Source organism: Deltaproteobacteria bacterium (assembly GCA_011773515.1).
GTDB lineage: Bacteria > Desulfobacterota > Deferrimicrobia > J040 > J040 > WVXK01.
Genome location: WVXK01000077.1, coordinates 628 through 3,125, shown reverse-complemented (window position 1 = coordinate 3,125; position 2,498 = coordinate 628). Strand labels below are relative to the sequence as shown.

The following is a 2,498-nucleotide window of genomic DNA, read 5'->3' as shown; positions in this document are numbered from 1 at the left end:
TCCGATACCAGCGCAGTCGCCATTGCAGCGGCGGTCGAGGCCGATGTCTGTGAAATTTACACGGATGTGGAAGGGGTGTTTACCACCGATCCGAGCATAAGCCGGAACGCGAAGAAGCTGGAGAAAATATCCTACGATGAGATGCTCGAGATGGCGAGCCTGGGAGCAAAGGTTCTGCAGATAAGATCCGTTGAATTTGCGAAGAAATTTGGCGTGAGGATTCACGTCCGGTCATCTTACACAGAAAAACCGGGCACGTTTGTGACAAAGGAGGATGAGATCATGGAAACTGCAGTCGTGTCAGGTGTGACGTATAACAAGAACGAGGCAAAGATAACGATCGTGAAAGTTCCGGACCGCCCGGGTATCGCCGCCAAGATTTTCAAGCCCATATCAGACGCAGGGGTTAACGTGGACATGATCGTTCAGAACGTCTCCCTCGAGGGGTTTACGGACCTTACCTTCACCGTTCCGAAGACGGATTACAAAAAAACCATGGCGATGATCGATGATGTGGCCGATGATATCGGAGCGGATAAGGTCGAAGGAAACGAGAGGATCGCCAAGGTTTCCATCGTCGGCGTGGGAATGCGGTCACATCCCGGTGTTGCTGCGCAGATGTTCAAAACCCTGGCCCAGGAAAACATAAACATCCTCATGATCAGCACCTCCGAGATCAAGGTCTCCTGTGTCATAGAGGAAAAGTACACCGAGCTGGCGGTGAGGGTTCTCCACGATTCTTTTGAGCTGGGCGAGCAGCCCAGGGAGGAAAAGATTTAAACACGCAAACAATTTTCCCAGAGGTGGTTATGGCCAGAAAAAAGATTTATCTCTACGATACGACGCTGAGAGACGGGACACAGGCAGAGGATATTTCCCTCTCTGTTGAAGACAAGATCTCCATAGCCCGCAAGCTCGACGAGTTCGGGATACACTACATCGAGGGGGGCTATCCCGGGTCGAACCCCAAGGACCGGGATTTCTTCAAAAAGGCGGCCGATATGGAGTGGAAGAGCGCAAAGATATGCGCCTTCGGGATGACCAGGAGAGTCGGGCGCAATGTCGAAGACGACGGGAACGTGCGGCTGATGAAAAATTCACGGGCTCCCGTGATAACCATTGTGGGCAAGGCCTGGGATTTTCACGTTACAACCGCACTGAGGACGACGCTTGAAGAAAACCTCAATGCAATATCCGACACGATCGGGTACCTGAAAAAGTTCTGCGAAGAGATATTTTTCGATGCCGAACACTTCTTCGACGGCTACAAGCGGAACCCCGAGTACTCCATCGAGGCGCTGCATGCGGCGGCAGAAGCGGGATCTGACTGCATCATTCTCTGTGATACGAACGGCGGCTCCCTTCCCTCCGAAATCCTCCGCACAGTCAGGGCGGTAAAGAAAAGGGTGAAGGTCCCCCTCGGCATTCACTGCCACAACGACTCAGAGCTGGCCGTTGCCAACTCTCTTGCCGCCGTCGAGGCGGGGGTGGTCCAGGTACAGGGAACGGTGAACGGCTACGGTGAGCGCTGCGGGAACGCAAATCTCATCTCCGTGATTCCCGGTGTCATGCTGAAGATGGGCCTCCCATCGATTCCCCAAGAAAATCTCACAAGGCTCACGGAACTGTCACGGTACGTTTCCGAGATAGCGAACGTTGGCCATTTCAAAAGGCAGCCCTACACCGGACACAGCGCTTTTGCCCACAAGGGGGGGATGCATGTCAGCGCGATCAGGAGGCATCCGGGTACCTACGAGCACCTCGAGCCCGATGTCGTGGGGAACAGGAGGAGGGTCCTCATTTCAGACCTCTCCGGGAGGAGCAACATTCTGGAGAAAGCAGGCCAGTTTGGCATAGACCTGAAAGGCTCCGATCCGATCGCCGAAGATGTTTTAAACAGGATCAAGGAACTCGAGCATCAGGGGTATCAGTTCGAAGGTGCCGAAGCATCGTTTGAGCTTTTGCTGAAAAAAGCTCTGAAGACCCACAAGCCATTCTTTGTCCTCAAGGGATTCAGGGTTATCGACGAGAAAAGGTTCGAGGATGAGCCGCCGGTTGCAGAGGCTACGATCATGATAGAGGTGGATGGGAACCCCGAGCACACGGCCGCTCTTGGCAACGGACCGGTGAATGCTCTGGACAAGGCGATTCGAAAGGCCCTGACGAAGTTCTTCCCGGAAATCAGCGACATGGAGCTCTACGATTACAAGGTGAGGGTCCTTACCGCGGGCGAGGGCACGGGAGCCACGGTGAGGGTTCTGATCGAATCAGGGGACAGGGACGAAAAGTGGGGCACCGTGGGAGTATCCCACAACATCATCGAGGCGAGCTGGCAGGCCCTGACCGATTCGATCAGGTACAAACTGCACAAAGAGCGGCTCAAAAAAGACAAAAAGGAAAGTCAGGAAAGAACCGGTTGATGAAGGGAGAGAAGCCACACCTCTACCTCATTTCCGTTCTCGCAGCTCTTATCCTCTTTTCCCTCATGGTATACCTGC

General features: G+C 54.0%; 2 protein-coding genes. Both read left to right on the top strand.

The genetic code is table 11. The features are described 5' to 3' along the window. Positions 1-780, top strand: a 780-nt coding sequence (locus GTN70_08885; protein NIO17098.1) for an aspartate kinase, incomplete at its 5' end; no start/stop codon positions are given. A gap of 29 nt (positions 781-809) precedes the next feature. Continuing rightward, the gene (locus GTN70_08880; protein NIO17097.1) at positions 810-2,420 is read left to right on the top strand and encodes a citramalate synthase; all 1,611 of its coding nucleotides are present in this window, start codon (positions 810-812) and stop codon (positions 2,418-2,420) included. The last annotated feature ends 78 nt before the right edge of the window (positions 2,421-2,498 follow it).

Excerpts from the sequence above, each read along its gene's own strand:
- GTN70_08880 (NIO17097.1), top strand. The coding sequence starts at position 810 with ATGGCCAGAAAAAAGATTTATCTCTACGATACGACGCTGAGAGACGGG.